We start from the raw sequence: 15,649 nt of genomic DNA, 5'->3' as shown, positions 1-15,649 counted from the left end.
GCCCTCACAGCAGTCCGACGGCGGTGTCCACGGCGGCGGTGACGTCCCCGTCCGCCGGGTACAGCAGCGAGCGGCCGACCACCAGGCCCCGGACGGTGGGGAGTTGGAGCGCGCCGCGCCACTTCTCGTACGCCCCGTCCTGGTCCCCGCCGACCTCGCCGCCGAGCAGCACGGCGGGGAGTGTCGACGTCTCCATGACCTCGGCCATGTCGTCGGGGTTGTCGGTGACGGGGAGTTTCAGCCAGGTGTAGGCCGAAGTCCCGCCCAGCCCCGAGGCGATGGCGATCGAGCGGGTGACGGCCTCGGCGGAGAGGTCGTTCTTGACCTTGCCCTCGGGGGTCCGGCGGCTGATGAACGGCTCGACGAACAGCGGGAGTTGACGGGCCGCCATGTCGTCGATGGCCCGCGCGGTGGTCTCCAGGGTGGCGAGGGAGCCGGGGTCGTCGTAGTCGATGCGCAGGAGCAGTTTCCCGGCGTCGAAGTTCAGCCGCTCGATGTCCTCGGCGCGGTGGCCGGTGAAGCGGTCGTCCATCTCGAAGACGGAGCCCTGGAGGCCGCCGCGGTTCATCGAGCCCATGACGACCTTGCCGTCGAGGGCGCCGAGCAGCAGCAGGTCGTCGAGGATGTCGGCGGTCGCGAGGACGCCGTCCACGCCGGGGCGGCTGAGCGCGAGGCAGAGGCGTTCGAGGAGGTCGGCGCGGTTGGCCATGGCGAGCCTGTCGCCGCCGACGCCGAGGGCGCCGCGCGCGGGGTGGTCGGCCGCGACGATCATGAGGCGGCCGGTGTCGCCCACGAGGGGGCGGCGCTTGCGGTGCGCGGCGGCCTCGGCGACCGCCTCGGGGCGCTCGGTGCGCAGGCGGACGATCTCGCCGACGTCCACGGCGACCGGGCTCATCGGCCGGCCCCCGCTTCGGTGACGGCCCCGGCGGCGCCGGAGATCTCGGGCGTGACCTCGCCCGCTTCAACGGCCGCTTCGATCTCGGCAGTTGTCGGCATCGCCGAGCTGCACTCCAGGCGCGAGGCGACGATCGCCCCGGCGGCGTTGGCGTGGCGCATGGTCTTCTCCAGGTCCCAGCCTTCGAGGAGGCCGTGGCAGAGGGAGCCGCCGAAGGCGTCGCCGGCGCCGAGGCCGTTGAGGACGCTCACCGGCAGCGGCGGCACCTCGGCCTCCTCGCCCTCACTGTTGACCGCGAGGACGCCCTTGGGTCCCTGCTTGACGACGGCGAGTTCGACGCCCGCGTCCAGCAACGCCCGTGCGGCGGCGCGGGGTTCGCGCACGCCGGTGGCGACCTCGACCTCGTCGAGGTTGCCGACGGCGACGGTCGTGTGCTTCAACGCCTCGGTGTAGAAGGGGCGGGCGGTCTCGGGGTCGGACCAGAACATCGGGCGCCAGTCGAGGTCGAAGACGGTCGTGCCCGCCTTCGCGCGGTGGGCGAGGGCCGCGAGGGTCGCCGTGCGGCTGGGCTCCTCGCTGAGGCCGGTGCCGGTGACCCAGAACAGGCGGGCCTCCTGAAGGGCCGTCAGGTCCAGTTCGTGGGCGTCGATCTCGAGGTCCGGGGCCTTGGGGCGGCGGTAGAAGTAGAGCGGGAAGTCGTCCGGCGGGAAGACCTCGCAGAAGGTGACCGGGGTCGGGAGCCCGGCGACCGGGGTGACCCAGCGGTCGTCGACGCCGAAGCGGCGCAGCTCCTCGTGGAGGTAGGTGCCGAAGGGGTCGTCGCCGGTGCGGGTGATGACGGCGGTGGAGCGGCCGAGGCGGGCGGCCGCGACCGCGACATTGGTCGCCGAGCCGCCCAGGAACTTCCCGAACGAGGTGACCTGCGGGAGCGGGACGCCCGTCTGGAGCGGATAGAGGTCCACCCCGATCCGTCCCATGGTGATCAGGTCGTACGCCATCGGGTTCCCTTCACATCGGTTCTCCACGGCATGCGGCGGCGGCATGACGAAGTCACTGCAAGGGTTCTAGTCCCGTTCTCCGGGCCCTGTCAATACTTTGTCCAGACATTCGGACCAGCTCTTGACACCTCCCCGGGGAGACCCCACGCTGGCGCTCATGACGACGTTGTCCTCATCTCCCTCACTCTCCCGCATCCGGATCGGTTCGGCCCCCGACAGCTGGGGCGTCTGGTTCCCGGACGACCCCGCCCAGGTGCCCTGGCAGCGGTTCCTCGACGAGGTCTCCGCGTCCGGGTACGAGTGGATCGAGCTGGGCCCCTACGGGTACCTCCCGACCGACCCCGTAGTACTCACGGAGGAGATCGCACGCCGCAACCTCAAGGTGTCGGCCGGGACGGTCTTCACGGGGCTGCACCACGGCGAGTCCGTCTGGGAGAAGACCTGGGCGCACGTCGCGGACAACGCGGTCCTCGCGCAGGCGATGGGCGCGAAGCACCTCGTCGTCATCCCGTCGTTCTGGCGCGACGACAAGACCGGCGAGGTCCTTGAGCCGGACACACTGACGCCCGAGCAGTGGCGCAACCTCAACACCCTCACCGAGCGGCTGGGGCAGCGGGTGCGGGACGAGTACGGGCTCAAGATCGTCGTCCACCCGCACGCCGACACGCACATCGACAGCGAGGACAACGTCGTCCGGTTCCTGGACGGCACCGACTCCTCGCTGGTCTCGCTCTGCCTCGACACCGGGCACTACGCGTACTGCGGCGGCGACAGCGTCAAGCTGATCGAGACGTACGGGGAGCGGATCGGGTACCTGCACCTCAAGCAGGTCGACCCCGAGATCCTGGCCGACGTCCGCGCGAAGGGGACGCCGTTCGGGCCGGCCGTCGCGCAGGGGGTCATGTGCGAGCCGCCGAAGGGGGTGCCGGAGCTGGGTCCCGTCCTTGAGGCGGCCGGGAAGCTGGACGTCGACCTGTTCGCGATCGTCGAGCAGGACATGTACCCGTGCGAGCCGGACAAGCCGCTGCCGATCGCGCAGCGCACGCGGGCGTTCCTGAGGTCCTGCGGGGCCTGAGGGTTTTGTCGGCTGTGTAACGAACGACACCTTTGTGTCACGTGTGTCGCGTGTACGCGGGTCTTCGGTCACGCGTGATCGACCGGCGCTTCCCTCCGGTCGGCCGGTGTCGTTCAGCAGCACATGACAGACCGTCAGCTCTGGTCCTACAAGGACATCGCCGCCCATATCCGCGTCCAGCCGGACACCGTCCGCTCCTACCGCAAGCACGGGCTCCTGCCGCCGCCCGACCACGTCGAAGGGGGCAAGCCGTTCTGGTACGCCGACACGGTCCGGGCGTGGGCCGCGTCGAGACCCCGGAGCCAGACGCGCCGGGAGGAGTGAGGCGCCCCGAAGATCGGAAAATCGTTCTGTGCCCCGCCTTCGGGTGGGGCACAGTGCCGTCCATGGACTTCTCCGTGAAACCCGTTCTCACCGGCCCGCTGACCGTGCTGCGGCCCTTCACCGAGGCCGACGCCGAGGTCATGGGCGCGCTCATGGAGGACCCGGAGGTCATCCGGTTCACCGGGGGCTCGCCCGAACCCCTCAGCCCCGAGTTCCTGCGCTCCTGGTACGGCTCGCGCAGCGCGCAGGCCGACCGGCTCGACCTCGCCGTCACCGACCGGTTCAGCGGGGAGGTCGTCGGCGAGGTCGTCCTCAACACGTGGGACCCGGACGCGCGCAGTTGTGTGTTCCGGACGTTCCTCGGGCCGCGCGGGCGCGGGCGGGGGCTCGGTACGGAGGCGACGCGGCTGATCGTCGGGCACGGTTTCGATCAACTCGGACTGCATCGGATCGAACTGGCGGCGTACGCGTTCAATCCTCGCGCCCTACGGGTCTACGAGAAGGTCGGTTTCGTGCGGGAGGGGCTGCAGCGGGAGATCGAGCTGCGGGACGGCGCGTGGGTGGACGAGGTGGTCATGGCGGTCCTGGAGGACGAGTGGGCCGTCCACCGGGGACACCCCGCTGCCGTGGAGGTCACCGCCACGGCTCGATGACCGTCACGCCCGCGCCGGGCGCCGTCCCCATCGCCTCCAGGGCCCCCGGGACGTCGTCCAGCGCGATCGTCGACGTGACGAGCCGGTCGGGGCGCAGGACGCCCGCGCGGACCGCCTCCAGCATCTCCGGGTAGGTGTGGGCGGCCATGCCGTGGCTGCCGATCAGTTGAAGCTCCAGGGCGATCGCGCGGGCCATCGGGACGGGGGTCGTGCCGCAGTCCGAGGGGAGCAGGCCGACCTGGAGGTGGCGGCCCCTGCGGCGCAGGGAGTTCACGGACGCGGCGCAGGTCGCCGGGGAGCCCAGGGCGTCCATCGAGAGGTGGGCGCCGCCGCCCGTCAGGTCACGGACGCGGGCCGCCGTGTCGTCCACCTCGCCCGCGTCCACGCACTCCACCGCGCCGAACGCGCGCGCGAGGGCCAGCGCGCGCGGGGAGACGTCGACGGCTATCACGCGCGCGCCGGAGGCCGCCGCGATCATCACCGCCGACAGGCCCACACCGCCGCAGCCGTGGACGACGGCCCACTCGCCGGCCCGGACGCGGCCCTGCTGGACCACCGCGCGGAACGCCGTCGCGAAGCGGCAGCCGAGGGAGGCGGCCGTGGCGTACGAGAGGTCGTCCGGGACGGCCACGAGGTTGACGTCCGCGTGGTCCAGGGCGACGTACTGCGCGAACGAGCCCCAGTGGGTGAAGCCGGGCTGGGTCTGGCGCTCGCACACCTGGTGGTCGCCGGACCGGCAGGACGGGCAGGTGCCGCAACCGCAGACAAAGGGGACGGTGACCCGGTCGCCCGCGCGCCACCTCGTCACCGCCGGGCCCGTCTCCTCGATCACGCCCGCCAGTTCGTGGCCCGGGACGTGCGGGAGGGTGATGTCCGGGTCGTGGCCCGCCCAGCCGTGCCAGTCGCTGCGGCACAGGCCGGTGGACTCCACGCGGACGACCACGCCGTGCGGCGCGGGGCGCGGATCCGGCACGTCCCGCACGTGCGCGCGCTCGCCGTACCGCTCGAAGACCACTGCCCGCATGTCGTAACTCCCTTCGGTGACGGTGATCATGCAGGACGCGGGCGCGGTGCGGGTAGCCCGTGCGCCCCGTCCGGACTGCGGTTCCCCGCGTACGCCCATAAAGTGCGACGAAAGCCACCCTCCCTGTCGCCTGAGGGGCCCCTGTGACGTATTCGCCGCCGCCCGGCGCTCCTCGCGCGCGTATCCCCGGTCCGCAGCAGCCGCCGCCCGGCTATCCGCGGATCCGGGCGGGGCTCTGGAAGCACGCGTTCGGGGGCGGGCTCGCGCTGTGGGCGCTGACCGCGGCGGTGACGTACGTGACGGGGAACACGACGCTGCTGCCGACGCTGATCCTGCTGGGGAGCTTCCTGGTGCCCGTCACGTTCGTGCTGTGGGCGTACGAGCGGCACGGGCGGGATCTGGGCGTGAGCGTGCTGCTGGGGTGCTTCCTGACCGGCGGGACGCTCGGGGTGCTGGGGGCGTCCCTGATGGAGACGTACCTGCTGCGGCCGTCCGCCTGGGTGTTCGTCGGGGTGGGGGTGATCGAGGAGGCCGCGAAGCTGGGGGCGCTGATGCTCGTGGTGCGGCGGCAGGTGCGGCTGCGGGGGATGCGGGCGGGGCTGGTGCTGGGGGCGGCCGTCGGGTTCGGGTTCGCGGCGCTGGAGAGCGCGGGGTACGCGTTCAACGCGGCGGTGACGGCCGAGGGGATCGACCTGCGGGCGCTGGTGGAGACGGAGGTGCTGCGCGGGGTGCTCGCGCCGTTCGGGCACGGGCTGTGGACGGCCGTCGCGGGCGGCGTGCTGCTGTCGTACCGGGCGGCCGGCGGGCGGTTCCGGCTCACCGGGCCCGTCGTCTGGACGTTCGTCGGCGTGTCGCTGCTGCACGCCCTGTGGGACTCGACGCACGGGATCGCGGTGTGGCTGGTGACGCGGCTGACGAGCGTCGACCTGGAGCGTGAACTGTTCGAGGTGGGGTACCTGGCGGATCCGACCCGGCAGCAGGCGCACCTGTTCACGCTGTTCTCGGTCGGCGGGACGGTCTGCGTCGCGCTGCTCGGAGTGGCGTGGGCGCGGTCGCTGGCCCGCCGGGACCCCCCTTGGAGAAATACCCCCTAGGGGTATACAGTCGGAGGTGAGGGAAGCACCGTGGGCCTCAACCGGCCCCCGCTCCCCCACGCCCCGCACGTCTCCACGAGGAGTAACGACATGACCGCCCCTACCGACACCGTCACCGCCGTCTACAAGGTCAGCGGCATGAGCTGCGGCCACTGCGAGGGCGCCGTCTCCGGCGAGATCTCCCAGCTGGACGGCGTCAGCTCGGTGAAGGCCATCGCCTCCAGCGGTGAGGTCACGGTCGTCTCGGCCGCCCCGCTGGACGAGGAGGCCGTCCGCGCCGCCGTCGACGAGGCCGGCTTCGAGCTGGTCGGCCGGGCCTGAGACCCGTTCCCCCATCCCCCCGACGGGCCGTACGACCGACCCACCGGTCGCGTACGGCCCGTCGCGTTTCCAGGAGTACGGAGATGTCCAGCACCCACGCGCCGGCGGCACCGCAGACCGCCGAGGTCGAACTGATCATCGGCGGCATGACCTGCGCCTCCTGCGCCGCCCGGATCGAGAAGAAGCTCAACCGGATGGACGGCGTCGCGGCGACCGTCAACTACGCCACCGAGAAAGCCAGGGTCAGCTACCCCCAGGGGGTAGCCGTGAGCGATCTGATCGAGACGGTCGTCAAGACCGGGTACACCGCTGAGGAACCCGCGCGCGTGGAGCCCGCCTCCGACGACGACGCCCCTACGGACGCCGATCCGGAGCTCGACGCCCTGCGGCAGCGCCTGCTGGTGTCGGTCGCCTTGGCGGTCCCGGTGATCCTCCTGGCGATGGTCCCCTCGTTCCAGTTCGACAACTGGCAGTGGCTCTCCCTGACGCTCGCCTCGCCGGTCGTCGTCTGGGGCGGCTGGCCCTTCCACAAGGCCGCCTGGACGAACCTGCGGCACGGCGCGTCGACGATGGACACGCTGGTGTCCGTCGGGACGGCCGCCGCGTTCGGGTGGTCCCTGTGGGCGCTGTTCTTCGGGGACGCCGGGATGCCCGGCATGCGGCACGGTTTCGAGTTCACCGTCTCGCGCGCGGGCGCGTCGTCCGCGCTGTACCTCGAAGTGGCCGCCGGGGTGACCACGTTCCTGCTGCTCGGCCGGTACCTGGAGGCGCGCGCGAAGCGGCGGTCCGGGGCAGCGCTGCGGGCGCTGATGGAGCTGGGCGCCAAGGACGTCGCCGTCCTGCGGGACGGGCGCGAGATACGGGTGCCGATCGGGGACCTGAAGACCGGTGACCGGTTCGTGGTGCGGCCCGGTGAGAAGGTCGCGACGGACGGGGTGGTCGTCGAGGGGGCGTCCGCCGTGGACGCGTCGATGCTGACGGGTGAGTCGGTGCCGGTGGACGTCGGGCCCGGGGACGCCGTCACCGGGGCGACCGTCAACGCCGGGGGACGGCTGGTCGTCGAGGCCACGCGCGTGGGCGCCGACACGCAGCTCGCGCGGATGGCGCGGCTCGTGGAGGACGCGCAGAGCGGGAAGGCGCAGGTGCAGCGGCTGGCCGACCGGATCTCCGGGGTGTTCGTGCCGGTCGTGCTGCTGATCGCCGCCGCGACGTTCGGGGGGTGGCTCGGAGCGACCGGTGACACGGTGGCCGCGTTCACCGCCGCCGTCGCCGTCCTGATCATCGCGTGCCCGTGCGCGCTGGGGCTCGCGACGCCGACCGCGCTGCTGGTGGGGACCGGGCGCGGGGCGCAGCTCGGGATCCTGATCAAGGGGCCCGAGGTGCTGGAGTCGACGCGCCGGGTCGACACGGTCGTCCTCGACAAGACGGGGACGGTGACGACGGGGCGGATGACGCTCCAGGAGGTGCACGCCGCCGAGGGGACCGACGAGGAGGAGCTGCTGCGGCTCGCCGGGGCGCTGGAGCACGCCTCCGAGCACCCGGTCGCCCGTGCCGTGGCCGCAGGCGCCGCTGAGCGGGTCGGGGAGCTGCCGGAGGTCTCGGAGTTCGAGAACGTGCCCGGGAGGGGCGTACGCGGCCGCGTGGACGGCCTGGAGGTGGCCGTGGGACGGCTCTTCGAGGTGCTGCCCGACGACCTCGCCCGGGTCCGGGACGAGGCCGAGCGGAGTGGGCGGACCGCTGTCGTCGTCGGGTGGGACGGGCGTGCGCGCGGGGTGCTGGCCGTCGCGGACGCGGTGAAGGAGAGCAGCGCGGAGGCCGTGCGGGCGCTTCGGGCGCTCGGGCTGACGCCGGTGCTGCTGACCGGGGACAACCGGGTCGTCGCGGAGTCCGTCGCCGCGGCCGTCGGGATCGACGAGGTGATCGCGGAGGTGCTGCCCGAGGACAAGGTGGCCGCCGTCAAACGGCTCCAGGGCGAGGGGCGGGTCGTCGCGATGGTCGGGGACGGGGTCAACGACGCCGCCGCGCTCGCGCAGGCCGACCTCGGGCTCGCGATGGGCACCGGGACGGACGCGGCCATCGAGGCCGGCGACCTGACGCTGGTGCGCGGGGACCTGCGGGTCGCCGCCGACGCGATCCGGCTCTCGCGCAGGACCCTCTCGACGATCAAGGGCAACCTCGTGTGGGCGTTCGGCTACAACGTCGCCGGGCTGCCGCTGGCCGCCGCCGGACTGCTCAACCCGATGATCGCGGGGGCGGCGATGGCCTTCTCGTCGGTGTTCGTCGTCACGAACAGCCTCCGCTTGCGCACGTTCCGCTGAGAACGGGCGTAAGTTACCGGAGGTTACGATGAGTTGGTTCAATTTGATACCACCGGATATGACAATCCCCCTGGAGTCCGGGCAGCACCTCACATAAGCTCTTCACAAGGCTCGCGCATCTCCACCACGCAAGGGCCCCGATCGCCGTATCCGGTCACTTGCACACCAAACGGGACATGCGCGAGAGACACAGATCACAGTGATGTGAACGTAACCATCGAAGGGGTTCGAAGGTCTAAGTTGACGGTGTCAGGAAGCGTCTTGGGGGGCGCGGACTGGCATCTGGGGATGTCTTGGGGGACCTCCCCGGAGATGCGTTGCCGGGACACGTACAACGGGAAGCTTTGAGCGGCCCTCCCAGCGTGCGCGTCCCGGCAGATCGCAGACCTGGCGGTACGGCGAGTTTCGCTCGTTCCGCTCACGCACAACCGCATAGGCAGTACACAGCACAGCGATTCAGGCGCTGTCCTCCGAAACGCCCGGCCGGATCCCGTGGGGGGAATCCGCACCGGGACATGGGAAGGCGCCCTGGACGTCGGCCCGTGGGGGGACCGGCGCCAGGGCGCCTTCTGCTTATCCGGGGCGCTTTCGCGCGTCCGCACGCGTGAGGCATTTCACCGGCCCGCATCACCGACCGCGCGGAAAGTCTTTTCCGGAAATCCGTGAATGAAAAAACTTTTCCGCTCTCAGTGCTGGATCAGGGCTCAGTGCTGGATCAGGCCGCCCACCGGGACGCCGGGGACGTGTCCCGTCGCCGGGCGCGTGCGCGCGAGCGCGAGGCCGACGTCGACCAGGGATGAGCGGCGCAGGCCGGTGACGGCGGGCAGCGGCGTCCAGACCGACTCGGCCACCTCTCCCCCGGGCTCCGGGCGCAGGCGTCCGCCGGTGATGCGGACCGCGTAGAAGACGCCGACGTTCTGGTGCGGCACGCCCGCGCGTGCCTGCGAGGCGGGGATCACGCGGGAGTCGACGCCCAGCAGGTACTCGACGACCGCGTCGCAGCCCGTCTCCTCGGCGACCTCGCGGATCACCGCGTCGTACGGGTCCTCGCCGTGTTCGACGCCGCCGCCGGGCAGCGTCCAAAGGGGCTCGCCCCGCTGCGGTACGCATCGGGCGAGCAGGACTCGGGCGTCGTCTACGCACACCGCGTACGCGGCCAGGCGGAAGCTCATGCCGGGCATTGTCGCGGCGCGCGCGGGGCGGCGTCGTTCCGTTTTTCTGGAGCGGGCTCGGGTTTTCGGGGCGGGCTCAGATCGCGAAGTGCCAGACCGTGACCATGTACGCGCCGTACCAGGAACCGAAGAGGGCGGCGGCGGCCAGGGTGATGATCGCCGTGCTCGTGCGTACGCGCGCGAGCGCGCGGGCGACGGGGACGACGAAGACGAGCGCGGGGATCAGGAGGCGGAGCTTGGAGTGGTAGAAGTTGCTCTGCCCGAGGGTGATGACCAGGACGACCGTGCCGTAGACGGCGAGCGGGGGCCAGACGCGGTCGCGCCAGGCGGCGGCCGTGCCGGCGATCAGGGCGAGCAGCAGGAGCGCGGTACTGACCGGGACCCAGCCGTCGGACGCGGTGAAGGTGTCGCCCAAGAAGCTGAGGAAGGCGCTGCCGTTGTCCCAGCGGGTGCCCCAGCCGGCCTCCTGGATCCGGAACCAGGCGTCCGCCTCGCCGGTGCGCAGGGCGACCCAGACGACGTAGCCGAGGACCCCGCAGTAGGAGAGCAGGAGGCCCGTGAGCGGGCGCCAGGTGATGCGGCCCTCGCGGCGGTAGTGGAGGGCTACGGCGACGCCCAGGGCGGCCATGAGGGCGACCGCGACGGGGCGGGTGAGGCCCGCGAGGAGGATCAGGGTGCCGGCCGTCAGCCACGCCTTGCGGTGGATCGCGAGGAGGGCGCCCGCGGCGAACGCGAGGAACAGGGACTCGCTGTAGGACATCAGGAAGACGAGCGCCATGGGCTGGGCGCAGGCGACCAGGAACGTCGCGATGTGGGCGGTGCGGCGGCCGTAGAGGTCGAGGAGGAGGCGGTGCACGCATATGAGCGCGGCTATGAGCGCGAGGTGCGCGGCCACGAGCCCGGCGGTGTCGTAGTCCAGGAAGGTCACCGTGTGGACCGTGCGGACCAGGAGGGGGTAGGCGGGGAAGAAGGCCAGGGTGCCGCCCTGGAGGCCGTCCTTGGTGACCGCGAACTCGTGGGGGTAGCCGTGCTGGGCGATGTCCAGGAACCACTGCCCGTCCCAGGAGATCAGCCGGTCGTGCACGCTCTGGTCGCCGGGCGGGTTGAGCAGGGCGAGCAGGACGAGGTGGAGGACCGCGGCGACGCCGTAGACGGCCAGCGGGAAGCGTGCCGCGCGCAGGGCCCGGTGCAGGCGGGTGAGGCGCGGGCGGGTGTTCCAGGGGTCCTGGCGCGGGGGCGCGGCGGGGACGCGCACCTCGGGCGGGAGGGGTCCGCGGGCCGGCAGGGGAAGGGGCGTGGGCGGCATGAGGGGAGTTCGCGATTCTTTCTTCGGGAATGCGGTACTGCGGTGCCTGGCAGGGAATGTGAGGGACGGTCAGCCCGGACCGGGGCTCGGATAGGGGCGGGAATCCGGGGGCGGAAGTCGGTGTTCGGGCGGAACTCCGAGCGGGCTCGCATTCACCGGTGAATAACGGTGGGGCACGCTCACGTGACCGGTCGGAAACAGCAGGGCGACGGCGATGAACGCCAGGGAGGCGGCGGCGCACGAGCCGAGGAGAAGGGCCCTGTACGGGTGCGACGGCATGACGGTTCTCCGGGAGTGGAACGGTGGGGGGTCCCCAGGAGCCGGATATCACGCGGTCGCGTGGACATTCTTTCGCGGCCTCGCGATTACCGGTTCGATCCTCTCACGTGGGCGATAGAGGAAATAGTCCGTCAGGTTCCTTGAAGTGTAAAGCTTCGATCTCGGTTGTGAATCCGTGGTGAAAGGTGAGCGTCGTTCGGATACTGATCGGTCGCTTTTCCGGACGGCCTGGAATCGCCCGTTCACACCCCGCTGTCAGACCCGGGCGGTACGGTCGGATCATGTCCAGTCAGGCGGGGAATCCCACGGGTGAGCGGCGGCTCAGCGTCCTCGAAGGCGTGCTGGAGCGGATCACGTACGCCAACGAGGACAACGGCTACACGGTCGCGCGCGTCGACACCGGCAGGGGCGCCGGTGACCTCCTCACGGTCGTCGGGGCGCTGCTCGGCGCGCAGGTCGGGGAGTCGCTGCGGATGGAGGGCCGCTGGGGCTCGCACCCGCAGTACGGCAAGCAGTTCACCGTCGAGAACTACACGACCGTCCTGCCCGCGACCGTGCAGGGCATCCGGCGTTACCTGGGCTCCGGGCTGGTCAAGGGGATCGGGCCGGTCTTCGCCGACCGGATCACGCAGCACTTCGGGACCGACACCCTGCGGATCATCGAGGAGGAGCCCAAGAGGCTGATCGAGGTGCCGGGCCTCGGCCCCAAGCGCACGCGCAAGATCGCCGACGCCTGGGAGGAGCAGAAGGCGATCAAGGAGGTCATGCTCTTCCTCCAGACCGTCGAGGTGTCGACGTCGATCGCGGTGCGGATCTACAAGAAGTACGGCGACGCCTCGATCTCGGTCGTCAAGAACCAGCCCTACCGGCTCGCCGCCGACGTCTGGGGCATCGGATTCCTCACCGCCGACAAGATCGCCCAGTCCGTGGGCATCCCGCACGACAGCCCCGAGCGCGTGAAGGCGGGCCTGCAGTACGCGCTGTCCCAGTCGGCCGACCAGGGCCACTGCTACCTCCCCGAGGAGCGCCTGATCGCCGACGCGGTGAAGCTCCTCCAGGTCGACACCGGGCTCGTCATCGAGTGCCTGGCCGAACTCGCCGAGCCGGACCCCGAGGGCGACGGCGAGCCGGGCGTCGTCCGCGAGAAGGTCCCCGGGCCCGACGGGGAGCCGGTGACGGCCGTCTACCTGGTGCCGTTCCACCGCGCCGAGCTGTCGCTGTCGGGGCAGGTGCTGCGCCTTCTGCGCACCGAGGAGGACCGCATGCCGGGCTTCCGGGACGTCGACTGGGACAAGGCGCTGGCGTGGCTGGGGCGGCGGACGGGGGCGGAGCTGGCACCCGAGCAGGAGGCGGCCGTCAGGCTCGCGCTGAGCGAGAAGGTCGCGGTGCTGACGGGCGGGCCGGGGTGCGGGAAGTCGTTCACCGTGCGGTCGGTCGTGGAGCTGGCGCGCGCGAAGAAGGCGAAGGTGGTGCTGGCCGCGCCGACCGGGCGCGCGGCGAAGCGGCTCGCGGAGCTGACCGGCGCGGAGGCGTCGACCGTCCACCGCCTGCTGGAGCTGAAGCCGGGCGGGGACGCGGCCTACGACCGGGAGCGGCCGCTGGACGCGGACCTGGTCGTCGTCGACGAGGCGTCGATGCTGGACCTGCTGCTCGCCAACAAGCTGGTCAAGGCGGTGCCGCCGGGCGCGCACCTGCTGTTCGTGGGGGACGTCGACCAGTTGCCCAGCGTGGGCGCGGGCGAGGTGCTGCGGGATCTGCTCGCCGAGGGCGGGCCGGTGCCGGCGGTGCGGCTCACGCGCGTGTTCCGGCAGGCCCAGCAGTCGGGCGTGGTCACCAACGCGCACCGGATCAACGCCGGGCAGCATCCGGTGACCGACGGGATGAAGGACTTCTTCCTGTTCGTCGAGGACGACACCGAGGAGGCGGGCAGACTCGCGGTGGACGTGGCCGCGCGGCGCGTCCCGGCGAAGTTCGGGCTGGACCCGCGGCGCGACGTCCAGGTGCTCGCGCCGATGCACCGGGGGCCCGCGGGCGCGGGGAACCTCAACGGGCTGCTCCAGCAGGTCATCACGCCGGGGCGGCCCGACGTGCCGGAGCGGCGGGTGGGCGGGCGGGTGTTCCGGGTCGGCGACAAGGTCACGCAGATCCGCAACAACTACGACAAGGGCGCGAACGGGGTCTTCAACGGGACGGTCGGCGTCATCACCTCACTCGACCCGGTGGAGCAGAGCCTCACCGTGCTGACGGACGAGGACGAGGAGGTGGCATACGGGTTCGACGAGCTGGACGAGCTGGCGCACGCGTACGCCGTCACCATTCACCGCTCGCAGGGCAGTGAATATCCCGCGGTGGTGATTCCCGTCACGACGGGAGCATGGATGATGCTCCAGCGGAACCTGCTGTATACGGCCGTCACGCGCGCGAAGCGGCTGGTCGTGCTCGTGGGGTCACGCAAGGCGATCGGGCAGGCCGTCCGGACGGTCTCCGCGGGCAGGCGGTGCACGGCGCTGGCCTTCAGACTGGCAGGCGGGTGAGGTGCCGCGGGGGCGGGCTCCGGCAGGCTCCGGTGGGCAGGGCTCCTTGTCCGTATGCCCCGTGCGGCGGTCGGAAAAAATGATCGATCAAATGAGTCACGAAGGTCACAGAGCACTTCCGGAAGCGGAACAAAGGCGGCAGGATGAGCAAGTTGGCGGCACTGAGTGCCGCCGACACGCCCGATGGCCGACCCCGAGTGCACTCTCCTGCGCCGAATGGGGGATGGTAGAGACAGTCAGGGCAACCTCGAAGATGAGGCACAACGTCGGTGAGGGAAGACGTGAGCGACAACTCTGTAGTACTGCGGTTCGGCGACGGCGAGTACACCTACCCGGTGATCAACAGCACCGTCGGTGACACGGGCTTCGACATCGGGAAGCTCCGCGCCCAGACCGGTCTCGTAACGCTCGACAGCGGCTACGGCAACACCGCCGCCTATAAATCCGCGATCACCTACCTCGACGGCGAGGCGGGCATCCTCCGCTACCGGGGCTACCCGATCGAGCAGCTGGCCGAGCGCTCCACGTTCCTGGAGGTCGCCTACCTGCTGATCAACGGGGAGCTGCCGACCGTCGACGAGCTCTCCGCGTTCAAGAGCGAGATCACGCAGCACACCCTGCTGCACGAGGACGTCAAGAACTTCTACAAGGGGTTCCCGCGCGACGCCCACCCGATGGCGATGCTGTCGTCGGTCGTCTCCGCGCTGTCCACGTTCTACCAGGACAGCCACAACCCGTTCGACGAGAAGCAGCGCAACCTCTCGACGATCCGGCTGCTCGCGAAGCTGCCGACGATCGCGGCGTACGCGTACAAGAAGTCCGTCGGGCACCCCTTCGTCTACCCCCGCAACGACCTCGGGTACGTCGAGAACTTCCTGCGGATGACGTTCTCCGTCCCCGCGCAGGACTACGACCTCGACCCCGTCGTCGTCGCCGCGCTCGACAAGCTGCTCATCCTGCACGCGGACCACGAGCAGAACTGTTCGACCTCGACGGTCCGTCTGGTGGGCTCCTCGCAGGCGAACATGTTCGCCTCCATCTCCGCCGGCATCAACGCGCTCTGGGGGCCGCTGCACGGTGGCGCCAACCAGTCCGTGCTGGAGATGCTGGAGGGCATCCAGGCGAGCGGTGGTGACGTCGACTCCTTCATCCGCAAGGTGAAGAACAAGGAGGACGGCGTCCGGCTCATGGGCTTCGGGCACCGGGTCTACAAGAACTTCGACCCCCGCGCGAAGATCATCAAGGCCGCCGCGCACGACGTCCTCTCGGCGCTCGGCAAGTCCGACGAGCTGCTGGACATCGCGCTCAAGCTGGAGGAGCACGCGCTGTCCGACGACTACTTCGTGTCGCGCAGCCTGTACCCCAACGTCGACTTCTACACCGGGCTCATCTACCGGGCCATGGGCTTCCCGACCGAGATGTTCACGGTCCTCTTCGCGCTCGGTCGCCTGCCGGGGTGGATCGCCCAGTGGCACGAGATGATCAAGGAGCCCGGTTCTCGTATCGGGCGTCCCCGTCAGATCTACACCGGTGTCGTCGAGCGGGACTTCGTGCCGGTCGAGGAGCGCTGACGCCTCCGGCGGTTGCGCCGGGTGCGGTGAACGTACGTGGGTTCAGGGTCCTTCCGCTTGTTGGCGGGGGGACCCTTCGCCGTTG

General features: G+C 71.0%; 13 protein-coding genes. 8 read left to right on the top strand and 5 right to left on the bottom strand.

Annotated features, from left to right (window positions below; genetic code table 11):
* Nucleotides 1-4: 4 nt before the first annotated feature.
* Together IAG44_RS26420 and iolC are read right to left on the bottom strand one after the other, a co-directional pair.
* Complete coding sequence (locus IAG44_RS26420; protein ID WP_187749565.1) at nucleotides 5-895, bottom strand: Cgl0159 family (beta/alpha)8-fold protein; 891 nt, start codon at nucleotides 893-895, stop codon at nucleotides 5-7.
* Entirely contained in the window at nucleotides 892-1,893 is a 1,002-nt protein-coding gene (gene iolC / locus IAG44_RS26415) for a 5-dehydro-2-deoxygluconokinase (RefSeq protein WP_187749564.1), read from the bottom strand. The genes IAG44_RS26420 and iolC overlap by 4 nt, the downstream gene beginning before the upstream one ends.
* A gap of 157 nt (nucleotides 1,894-2,050) precedes the next feature.
* Here iolC and IAG44_RS26410 point away from each other — a divergent pair, with 157 nt between their 5' ends.
* From IAG44_RS26410 to IAG44_RS26400, 3 genes are all read left to right on the top strand, one after another.
* A complete protein-coding gene (locus tag IAG44_RS26410) occupies nucleotides 2,051-2,968 on the top strand; it encodes a sugar phosphate isomerase/epimerase family protein (protein ID WP_187749563.1) in 918 nt (305 codons plus the stop codon).
* Nucleotides 2,969-3,091: 123 nt separating this feature from the next.
* The gene (locus IAG44_RS26405) at nucleotides 3,092-3,292 is read left to right on the top strand and encodes a helix-turn-helix transcriptional regulator (RefSeq protein ID WP_187749562.1); all 201 of its coding nucleotides are present in this window, start codon (nucleotides 3,092-3,094) and stop codon (nucleotides 3,290-3,292) included.
* Between the two features lie 62 nt (nucleotides 3,293-3,354).
* Nucleotides 3,355-3,945 (top strand): GNAT family N-acetyltransferase, encoded by a 591-nt coding sequence (locus IAG44_RS26400; protein ID WP_187749561.1) that lies wholly within the window; start codon nucleotides 3,355-3,357, stop codon nucleotides 3,943-3,945.
* Here the strand turns inward: IAG44_RS26400 and IAG44_RS26395 are convergent.
* A complete protein-coding gene (locus IAG44_RS26395) occupies nucleotides 3,926-4,969 on the bottom strand; it encodes a zinc-dependent alcohol dehydrogenase family protein (RefSeq protein ID WP_187749560.1) in 1,044 nt (347 codons plus the stop codon). The genes IAG44_RS26400 and IAG44_RS26395 overlap by 20 nt on opposite strands.
* Before the next feature lie 143 nt (nucleotides 4,970-5,112).
* Between IAG44_RS26395 and IAG44_RS26390 the strand changes: the two genes are divergently transcribed.
* The 3 genes from IAG44_RS26390 to IAG44_RS26380 all read left to right on the top strand — a co-directional run bounded on the left by IAG44_RS26390 (nucleotide 5,113) and on the right by IAG44_RS26380 (nucleotide 8,702).
* On the top strand, nucleotides 5,113-6,063 hold the full coding sequence (locus IAG44_RS26390; protein ID WP_187749559.1) for a PrsW family intramembrane metalloprotease: 951 nt from the start codon (nucleotides 5,113-5,115) through the stop codon (nucleotides 6,061-6,063).
* A gap of 90 nt (nucleotides 6,064-6,153) precedes the next feature.
* Nucleotides 6,154-6,384 (top strand): heavy-metal-associated domain-containing protein, encoded by a 231-nt coding sequence (locus tag IAG44_RS26385; RefSeq protein WP_187749558.1) that lies wholly within the window; start codon nucleotides 6,154-6,156, stop codon nucleotides 6,382-6,384.
* An 83-nt stretch (nucleotides 6,385-6,467) separates the two neighbouring features.
* Nucleotides 6,468-8,702 (top strand): heavy metal translocating P-type ATPase, encoded by a 2,235-nt coding sequence (locus tag IAG44_RS26380; RefSeq protein ID WP_187749557.1) that lies wholly within the window; start codon nucleotides 6,468-6,470, stop codon nucleotides 8,700-8,702.
* 704 nt (nucleotides 8,703-9,406) lie between these two features.
* On the opposite strand, the gene IAG44_RS26375 is transcribed toward IAG44_RS26380, so the two are convergent.
* Both IAG44_RS26375 and IAG44_RS26370 read right to left on the bottom strand, forming a co-directional pair.
* The gene (locus tag IAG44_RS26375) at nucleotides 9,407-9,874 is read right to left on the bottom strand and encodes an NUDIX hydrolase (protein ID WP_187749556.1); all 468 of its coding nucleotides are present in this window, start codon (nucleotides 9,872-9,874) and stop codon (nucleotides 9,407-9,409) included.
* Nucleotides 9,875-9,950: 76 nt separating this feature from the next.
* Complete coding sequence (locus tag IAG44_RS26370; RefSeq protein WP_187749555.1) at nucleotides 9,951-11,180, bottom strand: mannosyltransferase family protein; 1,230 nt, start codon at nucleotides 11,178-11,180, stop codon at nucleotides 9,951-9,953.
* A 560-nt stretch (nucleotides 11,181-11,740) separates the two neighbouring features.
* On the opposite strand from IAG44_RS26370, the gene recD2 reads away from it, so the two are divergent.
* Nucleotides 11,741-13,993, top strand: a complete 2,253-nt coding sequence (gene recD2, locus IAG44_RS26365) for an SF1B family DNA helicase RecD2 (protein WP_187749554.1) — start codon at nucleotides 11,741-11,743, stop codon at nucleotides 13,991-13,993.
* Nucleotides 13,994-14,274: 281 nt separating this feature from the next.
* Complete coding sequence (locus IAG44_RS26360) at nucleotides 14,275-15,564, top strand: citrate synthase (RefSeq protein ID WP_187749553.1); 1,290 nt, start codon at nucleotides 14,275-14,277, stop codon at nucleotides 15,562-15,564.
* Nucleotides 15,565-15,649: the final 85 nt, after the last annotated feature.

Source organism: Streptomyces roseirectus, assembly GCF_014489635.1.
GTDB lineage: Bacteria > Actinomycetota > Actinomycetes > Streptomycetales > Streptomycetaceae > Streptomyces > Streptomyces roseirectus.
Note: the sequence above shows the minus strand (reverse complement) of the source record. Positions and strands in the feature narration are given on the sequence as shown.